This window comes from Ramlibacter sp. (assembly GCF_041916345.1).
Classification (GTDB): Bacteria; Pseudomonadota; Gammaproteobacteria; order Burkholderiales; family Burkholderiaceae_C; genus Ramlibacter.
The window spans coordinates 1-1,999 of sequence record NZ_JAYRZR010000179.1 but is presented as its reverse complement, the minus strand read 5'-3'; the positions used below and the strand labels follow the sequence as shown (position 1 = coordinate 1,999).

The 1,999-nt window shown below is 70.4% G+C and carries 2 protein-coding genes and 1 pseudogene; 2 read left to right on the top strand and 1 reads right to left on the bottom strand.

Annotated elements, in window-relative coordinates; genetic code table 11:
- On the bottom strand, positions 1–574 hold a 574-nt coding region (locus ACE3T5_RS21555), incomplete at its 3' end, for a fumarylacetoacetate hydrolase family protein (RefSeq protein ID WP_374670159.1).
- Between the two features lie 98 nt (positions 575–672).
- Between ACE3T5_RS21555 and ACE3T5_RS21550 the strand changes: the two genes are divergently transcribed.
- Positions 673–1,452 (top strand): IclR family transcriptional regulator, encoded by a 780-nt coding sequence (locus ACE3T5_RS21550; RefSeq protein WP_374670160.1) that lies wholly within the window; start codon positions 673–675, stop codon positions 1,450–1,452.
- Between the two features lies 1 nt (position 1,453).
- A pseudogene (locus tag ACE3T5_RS21545) lies at positions 1,454–1,999 on the top strand (hypothetical protein); the annotation flags it as partial.

Sequence of the window (1,999 nt, the reverse complement as noted above, 5' to 3'; positions counted from 1 at the left end):
TGCTCTGGAAGAAGCCAAAGCCCTTGGCCAGCTCGGCCGGGATCAGGTTGCGCAGGGATACGTCGTTGGCAATCATCACCAGGCGGATGCCGTCCAGCGCCTGCTCGGGCGTGACGCACATGGGCACGTCGCCGGTGATCACCGCGATCTCGGCTTCAAAGTCGATGCCGTAGTCCTCGCTGGGCACCACCACGTCGTCGGTCGGGCCGATGAAGTCGTCGCTGCCGCCCTGGTACATCAGCGGGTCGGTGTAAAAGCTTTCGGGCACTTCGCTGTTGCGCGCGGCGCGCACCAGCTCCACGTGGTTGATGTAGGCCGAGCCGTCGGCCCACTGGTAGGCGCGCGGCAGCGGCGCCATGCACATGGCCGCATCGAACGGGAACGCATGGCGCGCCTTGCCCTGGTTCAGCGTGACGTACAGGTCCTGCAGCTGGGGGCTCAGAAAGCCCCAGTCGTCCAGCACCTGCTGCAGGGTTTGCGCAATGCCGGTCGCATAATGCGCCGTGCTCAGGTCACGGGATACGACAACCAGCTGGCCGTCGCGCGAGCCGTCCTTGTAGGTGGCGAGTTTCATGGTGTTTGTCCCCGGCGGTTGAATGCGCTACAGTCCCAAAGGTATTACGCATTGTTAAACGAGTTTACCTAATCGAAATTGTACAGGAAGCCGGAAAGATCATGAAGGAACGCGCGGGCATCCAGTCGGTCGAGGTCGGTTTTGCGCTGCTGGAGGTGCTGGCCCAGTCGGCCGGCCCGCTGATGCTGCGCGACCTGGCCGCCGCCGCCGGCATGAGCGCGGCCAAGGCACACCGCTACCTGGTGAGCTTCCAGCGGTTGGCGCTGGTGGTGCAGGACGCCGGCACCACGCGCTACGACCTGGGGCCGGCGGCGCTCAAGCTCGGGCTGGCGTCGCTGTCGCGGCTGGACGCGGTGAAGCTCGCGCGTGAGCGCGCGGGCCCGCTGATGGAGGAAATCGGCCACACCATTGCGCTGGCCGTGTGGGGCAACCACGGCCCGACCGTGGTGCACTGGGAAGAATCCCCCCAGGCCGTCACCGTCAACCTGCGCCTGGGCGATGTGATGCCGCTGCTGTCGTCGGCCACGGGCCGCTGTTTTGCCGCCTATGTGCCGCGCGACGCGATCACCTCCATGCTGCGCGATGAGATGGCCCGCGCGCAAAAGGCCGGGCGCACCGATGTGCCGGCCACCATGGCCGAAGTGAAAGCCATGCTGGACGATGTGCGCGAGCGCCGCGCCGCGCGCGTGGTGGACACGCTGCTGCCGGGCATCGTGGGCTTTTGCGCCCCGGTGTTCGACTCGGACAGGCACATCGTGCTGGGCATGGTCACCATGGGCTCGGTGGCCACCTTTGATGCCGCCTGGGACGGCGCCGTGCACCGCCCGCTGGCGGCGGCTGCGGCGCAACTGTCGGCCGACCTCGGCTACACGGGCTGAGATGGACACGGCGCAGCGCCACGCCCCCGCCGGCGCGCCGCTGCGGCCTCTGCTGGCGCTGGCCGTGGCGGTGCTCGCCGTGCACCTGCTGGCGCTGCAGGCACGCCCGGGCGCGCTGTCGCTGTCCAGCCCCTGGCGCACCCAGCCCCTGGTCACCCGGATGATCGAGGCGCCGCCCGCCGTGCCGCCGCCGCCAGCCACCGTTGCGCCCCCCGAGGCGGCGGCTCCACCCGCGCCCGCCCCGCCGGCCGCGCCCGCGGCATCGCCGCCCCTCCGGGCCGAGGCACCGCCCGCAGCGCCAGCCCCGACTGAACCGGCTGAACCGGCTGAACCGGCGCAGGCGGCTTCCCCGGCGCAGCCCGAGGCGGCAGCACCCGCCGCGCAGGCGCCGGCCGTGCCCGCGCCCCCCGCGGGACCGGTGCAAACCGTGGCATCCGCCTTCCAGGTGCCCAGTTCCATCATCGCCCGCTACGCCGTCAAGGGCGAGGCCAAAGGCTTTGCCTACAGCGCGGCCGCCCATCTGGCCTGGAGCCACGACGGCACCCAG